Below are 244 nucleotides of genomic sequence, written 5' to 3'. Positions count from 1 at the left end.
CTGTCGACCACCGCGCGGAACAGGGTCCCCGGCTCGGGCGGATCGGCGATCGCGGCCGCACTTCGCTGGTCGATGCCCACGTGGATGAATCGCTCGACAGCGCCGGCCGCGTCGATCACGATCAGCGCGCCGTATCGGGCTTGGATGAGGTCGGCGGCAGCTCGGACGATGCGTGTGAGAATCCTGTCGGCGTCGAGTTGGTCCGCCGCGTCCGGCGAGAAGTCGACGAGACCGCGGAGCTGGC

General features: G+C 69.7%; 1 pseudogene. It reads right to left on the bottom strand.

From position 1 onward, the window contains the following. A pseudogene (locus SB773_RS34035) lies at positions 1-244 on the bottom strand (hypothetical protein); the annotation flags it as partial.

The organism is Bacillus sp. SIMBA_074 (assembly GCF_046534555.1).
In the GTDB taxonomy this organism is placed as follows: Bacteria; Bacillota; Bacilli; order Bacillales; family Bacillaceae_G; genus Bacillus_A; species Bacillus_A mycoides.
The sequence above is the reverse complement of the archived record's forward strand: the minus strand, read 5'-3'. Positions and strand labels throughout refer to the sequence as shown.